A 17,886-nucleotide genomic window follows, 5' to 3' on the forward strand; every position below is an offset into this window, starting at 1 on the left:
GCGGCCGGCGGAGCTCCACCCTACGTCCCGTCCAAAGGAGAAGAGTCATGAGACGCCAAGCACGCCAAGGCGCGGTCTTCTTCTTGGCGTCCTTGGCGCCTTGGCGGTTCATTTCTCGCTCTCCCAACGTGATCGGCGTTCTAGTACTACAGCCGCACCTCGACATCGATCCGGTTGGACCCAGGATCCGCCTATGGATCCGGGGGCAAGCGAGCTGCCAGCAGCGGCCGCGTGGGACGCGCTGGCAGCAGATTTTGAGGCATTTCACGCGCGATTCGCGGGGCTGTTCGCGCGCAGCGAGCCGCGCGAGCAGGCGATCAAGTACGTGCGCTCGCTGATGGGGCCGGCGGCGAGGCGGAACGGTTGGCAGCTGGCCGAGGCCATCGGGGATCCGACGCCCGATCGCGTGCAGCGGCTGCTGTACAGTGCGGACTGGAGCGCGGATGCGGCGCGCGATCTCCTGATGGACTTCACGATCGAGCAGTTCGGCGATCCGCAGGGCATCGGCGTGCTAGACGAAACGGGCTTCCTCAAGAAAGGCACAAAGTCCGTCGGCGTGGCGCGGCAATACAGTGGGACGGCAGGCAAGATCGAGAACTGCCAGATCGGTGTGTTCCTCAGCTACAACGGCCCACGTGGACATGTGATCCTTGATCGTCGTCTTTACTTGCCGGAATCGTGGTGCAGCGATCCGGAGCGGAGGCAGGACGCTCACGTTCCGGAGGATGTCGCGTTCCGGACTAAGCCGCAGCTGGCGATGCAGATGCTGCATGGCGCCTGGCAGCGAGGTGTACCGATGGCGTGGGTCGCCGGCGATGAAGTCTACGGGGGCGACCGCGTGCTTCGCGACGGCATCGCCGCGCAGGGCCATCGGTATGTTCTCGCGGTCGTCTCGAGCACGCCGGTGTGGCCCGAGCGACCCGAGGTCGCGGAGCCCCCAACCGAACGAGAGCACCCTCGTGGTCCGCTCCGCACGCGCACTCGTCTTGCACCGGGCGCGCCGCACGCCACCACCGTGGCCAAGGTGGTGGCCCAGTGGTCGCCGAAGCAATGGCATCGCCTCGCCATCCATCAAGGCGAGAAGGGACCCATCGAGTACGACTGGGCCTGCGCGCGCGTCGTCGACAGCCGTCGGCGCTTGCCGGCCGACGACGTCTGGCTACTGGCCCGCCGTTCTGTTTCGAAGCCGTCGGACGTGGGCTACTACCTGTCCAACGCCGGAGCCGACACGCCGCTGACAACGCTCGCGCACGTGGCCTCCACGCGCTACACGATCGAGCAGTGCTTCGAGGAGGCGAAGGATGACGTGGGCCTCGACCACTACGAGGTCCGCTCGTGGCCGAGCTGGCATCGGTACATCACCCTCGGGATGATGGCCCTGGCGTGGTTGGCCTTCGTGCGCGCGAAGCTTCCCGCGGAGGGCGCCTTCCCGTACGCCCCGGCGATGAACCCCGAGCTCGTGCCCAAAGCGACGCGCCCGGGATCGAGGAAGAACGTCAAGCCCATGCAGAAGACGGCGCTTGACACGTCGGGGAAAAAAAGCCTGCCGCGCCCGAAGAAACCGACGGTCCGCCGACGCTGGCGCCCTGGAGCATTCCCGAAGTCCGCCGCCTGATGGAGCTGGTACTTCCGCTGCCCGCCCATTCGCCCGAGTTCCGCTGGGCGTGGTCGAGGTGGCGACGCCGAAAACGCGCCCAGGCTCGCGCCTGTTGCTACCGGCGCCGCCGCCATCGGCCGCTTGCCCGCGCCCGGGCTCCCTAACCGCGGCTGTAGTACTAGCCTGCGCGGCCGCGCAACAGCCCGTAGCGGGCGAGCTTCCGGTACAGCGTCGTCCTCGGGATGCCGAGGCTGCGCGACACATCGCACACGTTCCAGCGCGAGAGCTCCAGGGCGGCGCGGATCCGCTCCTCCTCGGCGTCCCGGTACTCGGCGCGCGACCGGCCCCGCGGCGGGGGCGCCGCCGGCGGGAGCTGGATGTCGGCCGGGCCGATCTCCGGGCCCGGCGCGAGGACGCTCGCGCGCGCGAGGACGTTCTCGAGCTGCCGCACGTTGCCAGGCCAGCCGTAGGACAGCAGCCGCCGGAGCGCGCCCCGCGACAGCCGGAGCGCAGGGCGGCCGTGGCGCGCCGCGAGCTTCTCGACGATCGCCTGCGCGATCGCCGGGATGTCGTCCGGGCGATTGCGCAGCGGCGGCAGCCGGATCTCGATGACGCTCACCCGGTAGTAGAGATCCTCGCGGAAGCGCCCGCGCGCGACCTCCTCCCGCAGATCCCGGTTCGTCGCGCAGACGATCCGCACGTCGGGCACCGGGACGCTCCGGTCCGACCCCACCGGCCGGATCGATCGCTCCTGCAGCGCGCGCAGCAGCTTCGCCTGCACGGCGACCGGCACCTCGCCGAGCTCGTCGAGGAACAGCGTCCCCCCGCGCGCGGCCAGGAACAGACCGCCGTGGTCCCGGACGGCGCCGGTGAAGGCGCCCTTCACGTGGCCGAAGAGCTCCGACTCGAGGAGCGCCTCGGGCAGCGCGGCGCAGTTGACCGCCACGAACGGCCCGCCCCGCCGGGGACCGGCCGCGTGGATCGCGCGCGCGACGAGCTCCTTTCCCGTGCCGCTCTCGCCCGTCACCGTCACCGTGACGTCGCTCTCCGCGACGCGCTCGCAGAGCGCGAGCACGGCGCGCATCGGGGCGCTCCGCCCGGCGATCTCCGGGAAGTCGCGGCGCGCGTCGGCGCGGCTCCGCTCGAGCTCGTGCGAGAGCCGCTCGATCTCGTCCGCCTGCGAGCGCATCAGCTCGGCGACCCGGCGCTGCTCCTCCTCCAGGGCGCGCGTGCGGTCCCTGAGCTCCGCCATCAGCCGGCCGTTGTGGAGCGCGACGGCGATCTGGTCCGCGAACGCGCCGAGCAGGTCCGCGTCGCCCTCCGCGAACTTGCCGCGCTGGAACCGGTTGTCGAGGTAGACGGCGCCGAGCACCGCGCCGCGCGCCCGGATCGGCACGCACACGATCGACCGGAGCCGCAGGCCGTGCACGGACGCGTTCCCGTGGAACCGCTCGTCGGCCAGCGCGTCGACCGTGAGCACCGCCTCCCCGCGCTCGACGACCCGCTTCGCGATGCCGTGGCTGAACTTGAGCTGGCTCTTGCCGACGCGCTCGCGGTCGAGGTTCCGCGCGACGGCGACCTCGAGCTTCACCTTCGCCCGCCCGTCCGGCGAATCCGACGATGACGACGACGCCGACGACGGCGACGCGAGGATCACGAACCCCCGCTCGGCGCCCGTCAGCTCGATCGCCGCGTCCATGGCGAGGCGGAGCACCTCCTCCGCGTCGAGCGTCGAGCTCAGGCGCCGGTTGACCTCGAGGAGCTTCAGCATGAGCTCCATGCGCGCGCTGCCCGCGCTCGCCGCCCGCGCGGGGCCGGCGCGGAGCGCGGCCCGCCGGGGGTGCCGCCAGAACACCTCGGCGAGCTCCGCGGGGAGCGTGCTCCCGATGCGCTCCCAGCACTCGATCGCGGCCGTGCGGTGCCGGTCGGCGAGCGCCGCCGCCGACCGCAGGCGGAGCACCTCGGCGGAGATCTCCTCGTGCCGCGCGTGGAGCTCGAGCTGCGCGACCCGCGCCACGAGGCCCGCGCCCCGCTGCACCTCGGCGAGGGCCGCGTCCGCGTCGCCGAGGGCGAGCGCGAGCTCGGCGCCCGTCGTCGCGTGGCGGAGCGCGAGGTCCGCCGCGTCGGCCTCGCGGAGCAGCGCCGCGGCCTCGGCCAGCCGGGCGCCCGCCGCGGCCGCGTCCCGCGCGGCGAGGGCGATCTCCGCGGCGTGGAGCGCCGCCTCGCACGCCTCGCGCTTCGATCCGCGCGCCGCGTGGGCCGCGCGGGCCTCGTCGAGCAGCCGCGCCGCCTCGCCGAGCGCGCCGCGCGCCGCGGCGATCTCCGCGGCGAGGCCGAGCGCCCCGAGGGCGATCTCCTCGGGGACGGGCGCGCGCAGGTCGGGGGCGGGCGCGCGCAGGCGCGCGACGCCGAGCTCGGCCCGATCGAGCAGGCCGATGTCCGCGTGGAGCTTGGCGAGGTTGAAGCGCAGGGTCGCCTCGGTCCGCTCCTTGGCGAAGGCGATGGCCGCGCGCAGCCCGCGCTCGTAGCAGCGCAGCGCCGCGCCCCAGTCGCCGAGCTGGTGCCGCGCCGTCCCGAGGTTGAGCGCGGCGGTGGCGAGCAGGTCGCCGAGCCCCTCAACCTCGGCGAGGTCGAGCGCCTCCTGGAACCCGCGCGCCGCGAGGGCCGCGTCGCCGGCGCGGTAGGCGTGGAGCGCGTGGTAGCTGAGCGCGCGGGCGCGGGCGCGGGGCGAGCCCGACGCCGGCCGCAGCGCGACGGCGCGCGCGAGGCTGCGGAGCGCGCCGGCGTTGTCGCTCAGGTAGCCGAGCGCGAGGCCCAGCGTCTCGGCGAGCTCCGCGGCGACCGCCGCTGCGGCCTCGCCGGCCTGGGGCGCTGCGGCCTCGCCGGCCTGGGGCGCTGCGGCCTCGCCGGCCTGGGGCGCTGCGGCCTCGCCGGCCTGGGGCGCTGCGGCCTCGCCGGGCCGCGAGGCGGCCGCGGCCTCCGCGATCGCGAGCGCGCCCTCGGCCTCGCGCCGGGCCTCGTCGTAGCGGCCGAGGCGCAGGAGGCAGCGCGCGGAGAGGCTCGCGAGCCGCACGTCGACGGCCCCCCGCGACAGCGCGCGGGCGCGCTCGAGCTGCCGGAGCGCCCGCGCGACCTTGCCGAGCTGCTCGTAGCAGCGCGCCGCCCTGTACGAGATCTCCGCGCCTGCATCGGGCGGCGGCCGGCTGCGCCGCGCCCGCGCGAGCAGCGACAGCGCGCGCCGCAGGTCGCCCGCGGCCTCGACGGCGGACGCGGCGGCGACGAGCGTCCGCGCCGCCGGCCGGGCCGCGCAGGCGGCGTCCGCGGCGCGCACCCAGGCGCGCGGCGCCCACTCGAACATCGGCTCGGCCGCGACGAGCGCCCGCCGCGCCGCCTCGTCGTCGCCCGACAGGGCCAGCGCCCGCGCCCGCTCCGCGGCGCGCTCGCTGCGGGCCGCCGGGGCGAGCGCCCCCTCGCCGGCGCCGCCGAGGCGCTCGGCGAGCGCCCGCGCGACGTCGCGCACCATCCCCGGGTCGAGCAAGGGCAAGAGCGCCCTGGCCTGCCCGGGCTGACCCAGGCGGAAGCCCTCGCCGTCGAGGCGCGCGAGCCCCGCCGCCTCGAGCGCGTCGAGCGCCGCGCGCCCCACGCCGAGCGCCGCGGCGGCGTCGGGCCCGAGCCGGTCCGCGACGGCGATCGCGGCGAGGGCGCGCGCCTCGTCGCGCGGGAGCGCGGCGACGCGGCGGCGCCAGAGCTCGGGCGCGGCCGTCGTGTGCGCGAACCCGTCGAGCTCCGCCTCGCTCAGCCTTCGCTGCGCGAGCGCGGCGCAGAGCTCCTTGAGCGCCCGCGGCCGGCCGCCGCTCGCGCGCGCGAGGTCGGCCACGCGCGCCGCCGTGGCCAGGGGCGCCGTCCAGACCCGCACAGCGGCCTCGTCCAGCGGGCCCAGCGGGAGCTCGACCGCCGCGCCCCCGCGCACGTCGAGCCGGTCGGCGGAGGCGATGAGCCAGAGGAGGGCGTCGGTCGGCTCGGTGGCCCGCACGAGCGCCTCGAGGAGCGCCCGGTCGTGCGCGCCGAGCCGGTCGGCGTCGTCGATCGCGAGCACGCGCGGCAGGCGCGGCGGGGACGGCGCGTGCGACGGGGGCGACGGGTCGACCTCCCCGGCGCCCCGCGGTTCCCCCGCGCGCCCCCGCGCGAGCTCGGCGCGGGCGCCGAGGAGGGCGTCGACGCCGGCCGGGAGCGACGCGCGGCCGAGCGCGCGGCAGAGCAGCGCGCGGATCGGGTCCTCGCCGCGCGGCGCGCCCTCGGCGACCTGCGCGCAGCGCTGCGCGCGCCACTTGAGCTCGCGGAACAGCCGCGACTTGCCGGCGCCCTCCTCGCCCGTGACGACGACGGCGCGCGGCCCGCGCTCGCCCCGGAGCAGCGCCTCGAGCGCCGCGACGAACGCCTCGACCTCGCGCTCCCGCCCGACGATCTCGCCCGGCTCGCTCACCACGGCGGGCGCGCGCCGCGGCGGCCCGCCGGCCGAGAGCGTCTCGAGGACCTCCTCCACGCCCGAGGGGCGGCTGGCCGGATCCTCCGCGGTGAGCCGCTGCGCGAGCCGGCGCACGCCGGCGGGGGGCGCCCCGGCGAGCAGCGGGAACAGGTCCTCGAGCGTGCGCCCCACCGCGAACAGGTCGGAGCGCGCGCTCGGCGGCGCGCCCTGGAGGAGCTCCGGCGCGAGGAACCGCCCCGTGCCGGCGAGGTCCCCCGCCTCTGCGCGCCCCTGGCGCGCCGCGCTGAACACGCGCATCCGGCGCGCCGCGCTGAGGTCGATGAGCACCCCCGCGCCGTCGTCCCGCACGAGGACGTTGTCCGGCTTGAAGTCGCCGTGGACGATGCCGGCGCCGTGGAGCCAGCCGAGCGCGTCGAGCGCGTCGAGCAGCACGGGCAGGGCCGCGCGGAAGCCGCGCCCCCGGGCGTGCTCCGCGAGCGTCCGGCCCCGGATGAGCTCCGCCGTGGCGTACGTGAGCGGCGCGCCGCCGCGCGTCGTCCGGGCGAAGTCGTACGCGCGCGGCAGGCGCGGGTGGGCGCACCCCGCGAGCAGCGAGAACTCGCGCCGGAACGCCTCGACGGCGCTCGCCGAGCCGAAGCGCAGCGCCTTCAGCGCGACGTCGCGATCGAAGAGGCGATCGCGCGCCTCGAAGACGGAGCCGAGCCCGCCGCGCCCGAGCGCGCGCACGACGTCGTAGCGGCCGTCGATCACGTCCCCTGGCGCAATGCCGGGCTGTACCATCGGTACAGAGTGGAACAGAACGGAACAAAAAAGGCGACCGGTGCCTCCGGAAATCCGGGCGGCCGAGCTGGCACGGCTGTTGAACTGTCTGGCCGCGTGATGCGCTGGCTCACGATCCTTCTGGCGGCGTGCGCGGTCGGGTGCGGGGTGAACCCGATCCCCGAGCCGCCCGCCGCGCCCGAGCTCGGCGACGTCGTCGGCCGGCTCTGCCCGGTGTGCGACGGGGAGGCCGCCGAGCTCGTCGGCGGGCCGGGGAGCGCGCGGAACGCCGACGTGGTCTGGGCGGTGGGCCTCGACAGGAGCGCGCCGCCCGCGGTCGCCGAGGTCGCCGCCGACGGGAGCTTCGTCCTCACGGTGGAGGTGGCCCCTGGCGAGGAGGTGCGCGTCCAGGCGAGGCGCGGCGAGCAGCGCTCCGCGCCGGAGGATCTCGTCGTCGCGGTGGGTCCCCTCAAGCGCGCGCCCCGCCCGCTCGCCGGCTGCTTCGACGTCGCGCCGGAGCTCGAGCTGCCCGACGCGCCGGTCGGCGAGGTGTCCGCCGCCGTCCTCCGCATCGAGCACGGCTGCGCGGACCCGCTCGCGATCGACGCGATCGCGCTCCGCGCGCCGGCCGCCGACCTCGCCGTGCAAGGAGGGGCTGCGCCCGTCGTCGTCGCGCCCGGGGAGCCCCTCGACGTCCGCGTGGAGCTCCGGCCGGGCGCGCCCGGCCTGCGCGAGGAGGTGCTGCTCATCGAGGCGTCGTCTCCCGCGGTCACCCGGCGCGCGGTGACGCTCTTCGGGCGCGGCGTGCCCTGAGGCGACGAGACGAACAGCTCACAGGCCTCCCGGCGGAGGCGCGTTCCAGCGAATCAGCTCTCTTGAGACAAGACCATGGAGATGAACATGCGAACACATGCCTTGTGGTTCCTTTCGATGTCCACGCTCTTCGGACAGCTCGGGTGCGGCCCTCAGGTGAGCGGCGGCTCCTGCCCCGATCCGCGCGATCCGGAGGTCCGCTATGTCTCCCACGATCCGGAGGAGTGCTCCCGCATCGACTTCGACTGTTCGCCGCCGCAGACGCTCTTCTCGGACGAGTGCGGCTGCGGCTGCATCGGCCCCGAGGCGCCGGCGTGCCCGGACCCGAGCGACCCGAAGGTCCATTACGTGTCGCGCGATCCGCGGGCGTGCGCGGTCGGCGAGTTCGATTGCTCGCCGACGCAGACGCTCTTCACGGGCCAGTGCGGCTGCGGCTGCATCGACCCCGAGGCGCCGGCCTGCCCGGATCCGAGCGACCCGGAGGTCCGTTATGTGTCGCACGATCCGCGGGAGTGCGAGCTCATCGATTTCGCGTGCTCACCGCCGCAGAGGTATTTCGGCGGAGAGTGCGGCTGCGGCTGCATCGGCCCCGAGGAGCCTTCCTGCCCGGACCCGAGCGATCCGGACGTGCGCTATGTCTCCCGCGACATCGAGCAGTGCCACCTCGTCGATTTCATCTGCGCGGAGGGCCAGTCGCAGTTCGTCAACGAGTGCGGCTGCGGCTGCGTCGGCCCCGAGAAGCTTGCCTGTCCGGATCCGGGCGACCCGAACGTGCATTACGTGTCCGACGACCCGGCCCGGTGCGCCGTCATGCTCTTCAGCTGTGAGGAGGGGCAGACGCTCTTCTCCAACGCGTGTGGCTGCGGTTGCCTCGATCCCGAGCTCCCCCTCGGGCACGCGCGTCAAGGCTCCTGACCGCGCCGCCGTCCGCTGCCCGGTGCGGGCGCCGGCGGCATCGGCCGGGCTCGCACGCCCGTGCAGGATGAATCACATGCGCGCACCCGAGGCGCGTCGCGCCGGAGCGCGCGCCCGCCGAGCGGGCCCGCCCGCTCCCGCGGAAGTTCTCTGCTTGCTCCGTCGAGGCCGGTGATAGGCTCGCCCGAGGGGCGCGTTGAGGACACGAGCGGGATGAGGACGAGGCCTGTCGAACAGCGCACCTCGCAGGTGATCGGCGTCGCGTCGCTCTTCTGTGACAACTCCTTCAATGCCGCGGTGTTCGCCGGCATGCACCGCGCCGCGCGCGAGCGCGGCTACAAGCTCCTCGTGTACTACGGGTCGCCCCGGACCGCCCTCGAGCGCGGCCTTGGGCTCCACCACATCGCCGGCTGGATCGCGATGTACTCCACCGACGGCCTGGAGGAGCTGACCTCGGGCGGGGCGCCGGCCGTGATCTTCTGCGCGCCCGCGTTCGACCCGCGCTGCCCGGTCGTTCGCGCGGAGAACCACGAGTCGATCCGCCGGCTCGTCGACCACCTCGTCGGCCTCGGCCGCCGGCGGATCGCGTACATCGGCAAGGCCACGTCGGGCGACTTCGTCGAGCGGGGCGCGGCGTTCGACGAGGCGCTGCGCGCGCGCGGGCTCGAGGCCGATCTCAACCTGCTCTCCAGCTTCCACGAGTGCTCGATCCTGTACGCCGAGAAGCGCCTCGGGGAGCTGCTCGATCGCGACGGCAGGTTCTGCGACGCGATCGTTGCGGGCAACGACGAGATGGCGATCGGCGCCATCCGCGCGATCCAGGCGCGCGGCTACCGCGTGCCCGGGGACATCGCGGTCGTGGGGTTCGACGACATCAGCCTCGCGCAGCACTGCGAGCCGCCGCTCACGACGATGCGGCAGAGCCCCGAGCTGCTCGGGCTCATGGCCGTCGAGCTGCTCGCCGGCCTGCTCGCCGGCCGCCCGCCGCCGCGGCCCGTGACCCGCGTCCCCGCCGAGCTCGTGGTGCGGCGATCGTGCGGCAGCGCCGCGTGGGACGCCGGGCTGCTCGCGCCGGAGGAGCTCGACGCGCCGGGCGGCGACTGGCAGCGCGACCTCGCCTGGCGGCTCAACGCCGTGCTCGAGGGGGCGGCGCCCGCGCCTCCGGGCGACAGGCCCCTCGTCTGGCCCGAGGCCGAGGTGATCGCGCGGGGCCTCGGCGCGGCGCTCGCCGGGGCGGAGCCGCCGGAGGTGGCCGAGCTCGAGCGCGCCTTCGACGGCGCGGTCGAGCACAGCGACAGGATCGAGGTCCTCCTCGCGGTGGTCGGCCAGATCGAGGAGACCGCCGCGGCGCTCGCCGGCGGCTCCGCCCCGGCGGGCGCCGCGGGCGCGGTGGAGACGTTCCTCGGCCGCGCGCGGCTCGCCCAGCAGCGGGCGCTCGCGGCGTCCGAGCGGCGCGGCGCGAGGAGCATCGAGCGGCTGGTCCGCGCCAACATGGCGATCACGGGGCTCCTCGCCTCGCGGCAGGTGTGCACCGACGACCGCCTGGGCTGGCTGAAGCACACCGCCGTGCGCGTCGGGTGCCTCGCGCTCTGGGCCGACGATCGGGGCCCGGCGGGGCGCGAGCTCATCCTCGACAGCGTTCACACAGGCGATCCCGGCGTGGCCGCGCTCGTGGGGCGCCGGTACAAGGCCGGCCACTTTCCGCCGCCCGAGCTGTTCGACGCCGCCGCGCCGGACGAGCCGGGCGGCCACGTCGTGCTCGTCCCTGTCGCCGGCGCGCAGCGCGACTGGGGGACGCTGGTGCTCGGCGGGCTGTACACCGAGAGCTTCGCGGACAACCTCCAGCCGCTGTCCATGTGGGTGTCGCTCCTCGTCGCGGCGTTCGAGCACCACGCCATGGAGGACGCGCTGCACGCCGAGCGCGACATGCTGGCGGCCGCGTACGAGCGCGAGCGGGCGCTGTCGAGCACGGTGCGTGAGCTCGGCTGCCCTGTGATCCCGCTGCTGCCCGGGGTGCTGCTCATCTCGCTGACAGGCGCGATCGACGCGTCGCGGGCGCAGCAGATCACCGAGGCGGTGCTCTCCGGCGTGGCGCGGGAGGGGGCGCGGTGGGTGCTGCTGGACGTGACGGGCGTGCCGCTGGTCGACGCCGACACGGCGGCGGCGCTCGTGCAGACGGCGCAGGCGACGCGGCTGCTCGGGGCGCGCGTGAGCCTCGTCGGCGTGGGCCCGGCGATGGCGCAGCGGATGGTCAGCCTCGGGATCGAGCTGCAAGGGATATCCATCTTCCAGTCGCTGGCCGCCGCGATAAGCCACCTCACGAGGAGACGACCGGGATGACGGCGATGCCTGTCGACCAGCGCACATCGAACGTGATCGGGGTCGCCTCGGTCTTCCTCGACAACTCCTTCAACGCCATGGCGTTCGCCGGCATGCACCGCGCCGCGCGCGAGCGCGGCTACGAGCTCCTCCTGAGCTACGGGTCGCCTCGGTCCATCGTCGAGCGCGGCGTGGCGCTCCGCCGGGTCGCGGGCTGGATCGCGATGTACTCCACCGACGGCCTGGAGGAGCTGATCTCGGGCGGGGCGCCGGCCGTGATCTTCTGCGCGCCCGCGCTCGGCGCGCGCTGCCCGGTCGTGCGCGCCGAGAACCACGACTCCGTCCACCGGCTCGTCGACCACCTCGTCGGCCTCGGCCGCCGGCGGATCGCGTACATCGGCAAGGCCACGTCGGACGACTTCATCGAGCGGGGCGCGGCGTTCGACGAGGCGCTGCGCGCGCGCGGGATCGAGCCCGATCTCAACCTGCTCTCCAGCTTCGAGGACTGCACGATCGTGTACACCGAGCGGCGCCTCGGGGAGCTGCTCGATCGCGACGGCAGGTTCTGCGACGCGATCGTCGCGGGCAACGACGAGATGGCGATCGGCGCCATCCACGCGCTCCGGGCGCGCGGCTACCGCGTGCCCGAGGACATCGCGGTGGTGGGGTTCGACGACATCAGCGTCGCCCAGCACTGCGAGCCGCCGCTCACGACGATGCGGCAGGGCCCCGAGCTGCTCGGGCGCGTGGCCGTCGAGCGGATCATCGACCTCATCGAGGGACGCGCCCCGGATCGGCTCGTGACCCGCGTCCCGGCCGAGCTGGTCGTGCGGCGGTCGTGCGGCAGCCCTGCGTGGGAGGCCCTGCTGCCCGCGCAGCAGGACGACGAGGACCGGGACGACTGGGAGCGCGACCTGCTCCGGCGGATGAACGCCGTGCTCGCCGGGCCGACGCACCTCGGGCCCGGCGAGCGGCCCCTCGTCTGGCCCGAGGCCGAGGTGATCGCGCGGGGCCTCGGCGCGGCGCTCGCCGGTGCGGAGCCGCCGGAGGTGGCCGAGCTCGAGCGCGCCTTCGGCGCCGCGGTCGCGTACAGCGACCGGATCGAGATCCTCCTCGCGGTGGTGGGTCAGGTCGAGCAGACCGCCGCGGCGCTCACCGCGGCGCTCGCCGGCGCGCCGGCGCCGGACGTCGCGCGCCGGGTGAAGGCGTTCCTCGATCGCGTGCGGCTGTCGCAGCAGCGGGCGCTCGCCGCGTCCGAGCGGCGCGGCGTGCGGAGCCTGGAGCGGCTTGTCCGCGCCAACATGGACATGAGCAGGCTGCTCTCGCCCGGGCCGGCGTGGTTCGACGAGCGCCTTGGCTGGCTGAAGCACACCGCCGTGCGCGTCGGGTGCCTGGCGCTCTGGGCGAACGATCGGGACCAGGACGGGCCCGAGCTCATCATCGACAGCGTTCACACGGGCGATCCCGGCGTGGCCGCGCTCGTGGGGTGCCGGTACAAGGCCGGCCACTTTCCGCCGCCCGAGCTGATGGAGGCCGCCTCGCCGGACGAGCCGAGCGGCTACCTCGTGATGGTCCCGCTCTTGAACGGGCGGCGCGACTGGGGGGCGCTCGTGCTCGGCGGGCTGCACGTCGAGAGCTTCGCGGACAACCTCCAGCCGCTGTCCATGTGGGTGTCGCTCCTCGTCGCGGCGTTCGAGCGCCACGACATGGAGGACGCGCTGCACGCCGAGCGCGACATGCTGGCGGCCGCGTACGAGCGCGAGCGCGCGCTGTCGAGCACGGTGCGTGAGCTCGGCTGCCCTGTGATCCCGCTGTTGCCCGGGGTGCTGCTCATCTCGCTGATCGGCGCGATCGACGCGTCGCGGGCGCAGCAGATCACCGAGGCGGTGCTCTCCGGGGTGGCGCGGGAGGGGGCGCGGTGGGTGCTGCTGGACGTGACGGGCGTGCCGCTGGTCGACGCCGACACGGCGGCGGCGCTCGTGCAGACGGCGCAGGCGACGCGGCTGCTCGGGGCGCGCGTGAGCCTCGTCGGCGTGGGCCCGGCGATGGCGCAGCGGATGGTCAGCCTCGGGATCGAGCTGCAAGGGATATCCATCTTCCAGTCGCTGGCCGCCGCGATAGACAAGCTCACGCGGCGCGCCGTCTGACGAGAGAGCAAGGCAACATGGCGATTCGCGATCGCGGCGACAATGCGTTCACAGCCCAGTCCCTCACCGGCGCCTCGCACGAGCCGATGTACGCGGGCGCCCTCTCGTTCCTGCGCCGGAAGTACTCGCGGGATCTGGCGGGCGTCGACGTCGCGGTGACGGGGCTGCCGCTCGACACGGCGACGTGCCACCGCCCCGGCGCGCGCTTCGGCCCGCGCGCCGTGCGGGAGGCGTCTGCCCTGCTCGCCTGGGATCGCCCGTACGGCTGCGAGCTCGACCCGCTCGAGCGGCTGGCGGTCGTCGACTACGGCGACTGCGCGTGGGACTACGGTCGACCGGCGGACGTCCCCGCCGCGATCGAGGCGCACATCGCGGGGATCCTCCGCGGCGGGGCCACGCCGCTGTCGATCGGCGGCGACCACTTCGTCACGCTGCCCGTGCTGCGGGCGCTGCACAAGCAGCACGGCACGCTCTCGCTCATCCACTTCGACGCCCACTCGGACACGTGGGGCGCCGACGACGACGCCGGGAGGATCGATCACGGCACGATGTTCTTCCACGCCGCCCGGGAAGGGCTCGTCGATCCGGCGCGCTCGGTGCAGATCGGGATTCGCACCCACAACCCGGACACGCGCGGATTCCAGATCCTCGACGCCCCCTGGATTCACCGCCACGGCGCCGCGGCCTTGATCCAGCGCGTCCGGGAGGCGGTCGCCGGGCGCAAGGTGTATGTGACGTTCGACGTGGACTGCCTGGATCCCGCCTTCGCGCCGGGCACGGGCACCCCCGTTTGCGGCGGGATCAGCACCGCGACGGCGATCGAGATCCTGCGCGGGCTCGGGGGCGTGGACGTGGTCGGCACGGACGTCGTCGAGGTCGCGCCGGCCTACGACGCCGCGGGCATCACGGCGCTCGCCGCCGCGACGATCGCCTACGAGCACCTCATCCTGGTTGCGCGCCGGCCCGGCGGCGGCGCGGCGCCCGGGGGGCCCGCCGCATAACGCCGTTCGCGGTGGGCCTTGCGCCCTGCCATGGCGGCGGCTCGGTGCGGCGCCCGCGCGCCGCGGCGTCGCCTGTCCGGGTGCCCGGAGGCCTCCTGAGCTGCCAGGTCTGCAAGCGCCGATCTCACGGATGAAATCGATCCGGCGCTCGACTCAGGGAAAACCCAAGGAAACCAGCAGGGGAGGCCCTGGCCTGCATCCTGCTAAATACGCAGACCAGAGCGCCCGTGACGGCTCCCCCCCCGCCGTCGAAATGGGCGCTCTGTTTTTTTGTACCCTGGCAGGACGCGCTGGCGGCTCCGGCGCGCGGAGCCTTCGCGCGCGGAGCCGCCGTCCGTCGCTCAGGCCGCGCCGATGAACTCCCGGACCGCCGCGAGCGCCTCGTCGCGCGCGTCGTCGAGCACCGCGTGTCCGGCGCGGGGGAAGCTCCGTGACGTGACGAGCTCCGCGGGCAGGGCTGCCACGAGATCGCGCGCGTCCTCGACCGTCGCGAACGGGTCGAGATCGCCGGACAGCACGAGGGTGGGGCACCGGACGCGCGCGAGGTCCGCGCGCAGGTCGTACGTCTGCATCTCGCCCTTCACGAAATGGCCGCCCACGTCGAGGTGGATGACCGCGCGGGCGAGCGCGCCTTCGTCCGGCGGCGACTGGCGGTAGAGCGGGAGGCAGACGCGGATGTAGTCGTGGAAGCTGGGCATCGGGTCCGCGAAGAACCGGCGGGCGACGTCGGACGCCTCCGCGCCCCCGAGCCGCTCGAAGACGGGCAGCATGCGGTCGAGGCGGAGCTTCGCCGTCGTGCTCGAGAGGATCAGCTTCCCCGGGTGATCCGGATATCGGGCCGCGTACGCCTGCGCCACCATGCCTCCGAACGAGTGTCCGAGCACCACGGGCCGCTGGATGTCGAGCGCGTCGCAGAGCGCCCGCACGTCGTCTGCCCACGTCTCCAGGTTCCACCGCTCGGGCCCGCTGCGGTCGCTGCGCCCGCAGCCGCGGTGATCGACGTAGACGACCTGCGCCACCTCGGCGAGCGCCGGGCCGAACGATCGGAACTCCGTATGATCGACCCCCGGCCCGCCGTGCAGCAGGATCACGGTGGGCCGCTCCCGCATCGCGGGCCCCTCGGGGACGAGCTTCGCCCCTTCCACATCGAAGAACAGCCGGACGTCGCCTGTCTGTACTCTCATCGTGATCGAGTGAAATCACAGACCGCTGTGCCGCGCCAGACCCCCCGGCGGGCCGGCAGAACGCACCATGTGTGGCAGATCGCCGCGAGTCGCTCCGGCGCCTGGCCGCCCTGGAGCGCTGCTCTCGGGCTCGCCTCGCCGCTGTCTCACGCGGCGAGCGCCGGGAGGACGCGCTCGCCGAAGACGTCGATGAAGGCTTGCTGGTCCAAGGTCACGTTGTGAACGTAGATCGTGTTGAAGCCGAGCTCGGCGTCCTCGTGGAGCCAGGCCACGTGCCGTCCGACGTCGGCCGAGACGCGCACCTGCGCGGCGACGTCCTCGGGCCGCACGAACGACGCGGCCGCGTCGAAGTGCTCGGGCATCACGAGGCTCGCGAGCAGCCGCGGCGGGAGCACGTTCGTCCGCCACTGCGCGTGCGCCTCGCGGAGCGCTGCGCTCTCGTCGGCGGCGTAGGCGATCTTCGTCTGGAGCACCATCGGCTTGCCCTCGCCGCCGCCCTCGCGGAAGCGGCGCACCACCTCGCGGAGCTGCTCCTTGCCCTGCGACACCGTGATCAGCCCATCGGCCCAGCGCCCGACGCGCTCCGCCGTGGCCGGCGAGATGGCCGCGCCGAGCAGGAGCGGCGGCGCTGCCGGGCGCGTGTAGAGCTTCGCGCCTTCCACCACCACGCGGCCCCTGTGTGTCACCGTCTCGCCGCGCCACAGCGCCCGGATCACCTGGGCGCACTCCTCCAGCCGCGCTGTCCGCTCGGCGTGGTCGGGCCATTTTTCCCCGGTGATGTGCTCGTTCAGCGCCTCCCCGCTCCCGATGGAGAGCCAGAACCGGCCCGGGTACATCTCGGCCAGCGTGGCCGCCGCCTGGGCGATCACCGCCGGGTGGTAGCGGTATCCCGGAGCGCAGACCGTTCCGAACGACAGCGACGTGGCCTGCAGCGCTGCGCCGAGCCATGCCCACGCGAAGCCGCTCTCGCCCTGCGTCTCGCCCCAGGGGTGGAAGTGGTCCGAGCACATCGCCCCTGCGAACCCGGCCTGCCCGGCGTGGCGCACGTGCCCGAGCAAGGCCGAGGGGGCGAGCTGTTCGTGGGACGCGTGATAGCCGATCGCGAGCTTCCGCATGGGTCTGTCAGGCTCCTTGTCGCGCCGGGCTCCCGCCGGACTGCCTGGGCGCGTCGGCGTGCCAGCGCGTCCGCGTCGGAGCAATCGCCGCGCCAGGCAGGGCCAGACGACGTCGGCCGCCGCTCGTCGGTCGAGCGGCGACGTCTCGTCACTCGGTCAGGATCCTCGCCGCGGCGATCCCGACGGCCTGGGTGAGGCGCCGCATGTAGTCCCAGTTGATGCGATCGACCGTGTCGCAGCGCGCGTGGTAGCAGGGGTTGCCGTCGTTGCCGAAGAAGTCCTGCGACACGGCGACGGCCGGCGTGCCGTAGCGCCAGAACGCCGCGTGATCGCTGCGGTTCGTGCATGCCTCCGTCCGCACGAGCCCGAGCTCCGCGCCCTGTGCCGCGGCCTCGACCGAGGCGGCCAGATCCGCCGAGGTGTTCTCGTTGCAGTGGATGACGTGATAGTGCCCGTCGCCGTTCGAGTCGTACCCTGTCATCTCGAGGTCGATGACGCCGACGACCTTCGCGAGCTCCCCGTTGCGATCGAGCATGCTGGCGTAGGCGTTCGAGCCGACGAGCCCGGTCTCTTCCTGGTCGAAGGCGACGATGCGGAGCCCGATGTTCAGCGGGGTGTCCTTCAGCGCGCGCGCGATGGCGAGCGACGAGACGATGCCGGAGGCGTCGTCGTCGGCGCCGGCATTGCTCACCGAGTCGTAGTGGGCCCCGAGGATGAGGACGCGCGACGGATCGGCGCCGTGCCTGTCCGCGGTGACGTTGACGCCCTGGTTCCAGCCGCTGCGGTACGTGTGTTCCTGGACGGTGAACCCGAGGGCCTGGTATTGCTGCCTCAGCCAGGTGCGCGTCAAGGCGCGCCCGTTCTCCGAGCCGCGCTCGCGGATGACGACCGACCGGCCTCCTACGTTGACGGGCGTGGCGCCCGAGAGTTCCTTGAGCCGTGCCTCCAGGAACGCGGCGTTGATGTCGATGGTGATGTCGGGTGTCTCTCCGACGAGCGCCGAGCGCTGCTCTCCCAGATCGTCGCCGCGCAGCGCTCGCGTCGCGCTCGGCACGGCCACCTCGTCCTCGGCGATCGGCTCCGCGTGGTAGGCGTGCGATCCGAGCCAGTCGTGCGGATCTTGCCCGTTCGGCACGGCGACGACGGCGAACCCGCCCACGCGCGCTCTCTCTCCTGGCAGCGCCGCGCGGGGCAGCGGTCCCTCCACGATGTGGAGCGACGTGTCGTGCTCTTCCTTCAGCGCGGCGCTCTCCTGCGCGCCGTCGACGGCGGCGCGGGTGGCGACGATGTGCCCCTGCGGTGTGGCGAGGCGGTTCAGGAACGTGGTGACGGTGTCCTTGCCCACCAGCGAGACATGGATCTCCCGAGTTGCCTGCGCGGTCGGATCTCCGCCGGCGCACGAGGTCGAGATCAGCCCGAAGGCCGCGCATCCCGCGGCCGCAGCCCAGGTGCGATGAAGGCGTAGCGCCATGATGTATTCCCCTTTTCGGGGCCACCCTACGGATCTCATCTCGAGGATCCAAGCACTATCTCCCGGCGGCGCCGCCTCA

General features: G+C 74.2%; 10 protein-coding genes. 6 read left to right on the forward strand and 4 right to left on the reverse strand.

All coding sequences use genetic code 11. The features are described from left to right. Window positions 1-193 precede the first annotated feature (193 nt). A complete protein-coding gene (locus WMF24_RS07575) occupies window positions 194-1,615 on the forward strand; it encodes an IS701 family transposase (RefSeq protein ID WP_437729999.1) in 1,422 nt (473 codons plus the stop codon). A gap of 160 nt (window positions 1,616-1,775) precedes the next feature. Here WMF24_RS07575 and WMF24_RS07580 read toward each other — a convergent pair whose 3' ends face one another. Further along, window positions 1,776-6,863, reverse strand: coding sequence for a sigma 54-interacting transcriptional regulator (locus WMF24_RS07580; protein ID WP_437735692.1), 5,088 nt, complete (start codon window positions 6,861-6,863; stop codon window positions 1,776-1,778). Window positions 6,864-6,962: 99 nt separating this feature from the next. Between WMF24_RS07580 and WMF24_RS07585 the strand changes: the two genes are divergently transcribed. From WMF24_RS07585 to speB, 5 genes are all read left to right on the forward strand, one after another. Then, the gene (locus WMF24_RS07585) at window positions 6,963-7,655 is read left to right on the forward strand and encodes a hypothetical protein (protein ID WP_437738777.1); all 693 of its coding nucleotides are present in this window, start codon (window positions 6,963-6,965) and stop codon (window positions 7,653-7,655) included. A gap of 87 nt (window positions 7,656-7,742) precedes the next feature. Further along, window positions 7,743-8,570, forward strand: a complete 828-nt coding sequence (locus tag WMF24_RS07590; RefSeq protein WP_437735693.1) for a hypothetical protein — start codon at window positions 7,743-7,745, stop codon at window positions 8,568-8,570. Window positions 8,571-8,783: 213 nt separating this feature from the next. Beyond that, the gene (locus WMF24_RS07595) at window positions 8,784-10,910 is read left to right on the forward strand and encodes a substrate-binding domain-containing protein (protein ID WP_437735694.1); all 2,127 of its coding nucleotides are present in this window, start codon (window positions 8,784-8,786) and stop codon (window positions 10,908-10,910) included. Beyond that, window positions 10,907-13,036: a substrate-binding domain-containing protein gene (locus tag WMF24_RS07600; protein WP_437735695.1), complete on the forward strand. Its 2,130-nt coding sequence runs from the start codon at window positions 10,907-10,909 to the stop codon at window positions 13,034-13,036. The genes WMF24_RS07595 and WMF24_RS07600 overlap by 4 nt, the downstream gene beginning before the upstream one ends. Before the next feature lie 17 nt (window positions 13,037-13,053). After that, complete coding sequence (gene speB / locus WMF24_RS07605; protein ID WP_437735696.1) at window positions 13,054-14,037, forward strand: agmatinase; 984 nt, start codon at window positions 13,054-13,056, stop codon at window positions 14,035-14,037. 341 nt (window positions 14,038-14,378) lie between these two features. Here speB and WMF24_RS07610 read toward each other — a convergent pair whose 3' ends face one another. The 3 genes from WMF24_RS07610 to WMF24_RS07620 form a co-directional block, all read right to left on the reverse strand. After that, window positions 14,379-15,221, reverse strand: a complete 843-nt coding sequence (locus WMF24_RS07610; RefSeq protein ID WP_437735697.1) for an alpha/beta fold hydrolase — start codon at window positions 15,219-15,221, stop codon at window positions 14,379-14,381. A 146-nt stretch (window positions 15,222-15,367) separates the two neighbouring features. Then, window positions 15,368-16,336, reverse strand: a complete 969-nt coding sequence (locus tag WMF24_RS07615; RefSeq protein ID WP_437735698.1) for a TIGR03885 family FMN-dependent LLM class oxidoreductase — start codon at window positions 16,334-16,336, stop codon at window positions 15,368-15,370. Between the two features lie 148 nt (window positions 16,337-16,484). Then, window positions 16,485-17,807, reverse strand: a complete 1,323-nt coding sequence (locus tag WMF24_RS07620; RefSeq protein WP_437735699.1) for a M28 family peptidase — start codon at window positions 17,805-17,807, stop codon at window positions 16,485-16,487. Window positions 17,808-17,886 lie beyond the last annotated feature (79 nt).

The sequence above is a fragment of the Sorangium sp. So ce1335 genome (assembly GCF_051521615.1).
In the GTDB taxonomy this organism is placed as follows: domain Bacteria; phylum Myxococcota_A; class Polyangia; order Polyangiales; family Polyangiaceae; genus Sorangium.